The following is a 404-nucleotide window of genomic DNA, read 5'->3' as shown; positions in this document are numbered from 1 at the left end:
GCCACTGCCCTCGAAGAAACCGCTTCGGGCCTCGCAGACCTGCCCTCCACCTGCAAGCAGAATACCGACAACGCCCGCCAGGCCAACCAGCTGGCCATGGCCGCCTCGGGTGTGGCCGCGCGTGGCGGCGGCGTGGTGGGCGATGTGGTGCAGACCATGGAGGCCATCACCGATGCCTCCAACCGCATCGTCGAAATCATCAGCGTGATCGATGGCATTGCCTTCCAGACCAACATCCTTGCGCTCAATGCCGCCGTGGAAGCCGCGCGCGCCGGCGAGCAGGGGCGCGGGTTTGCGGTGGTGGCTTCGGAGGTGCGCAGCCTGGCCCAGCGCAGCGCCACGGCCGCGCGCGAGATCAAGGAGCTGATCGACGATTCGGTCGGCAAGATCAATGCCGGCTGGGC

The 404-nt window shown here is 67.8% G+C and carries 1 protein-coding gene; it reads left to right on the top strand.

Going from position 1 to position 404, the window contains the following annotated elements; translation table 11 throughout:
• On the top strand, positions 1–404 hold a 404-nt coding region (locus tag FNJ47_RS50095), incomplete at both ends, for a methyl-accepting chemotaxis protein (RefSeq protein WP_236000609.1).

This window comes from Bradyrhizobium uaiense, assembly GCF_010811875.1.
Taxonomy (GTDB): Bacteria; Pseudomonadota; Alphaproteobacteria; order Rhizobiales; family Xanthobacteraceae; genus Bradyrhizobium; species Bradyrhizobium uaiense.
The sequence above is the reverse complement of the archived record's forward strand: the minus strand, read 5'-3'. Positions and strand labels throughout refer to the sequence as shown.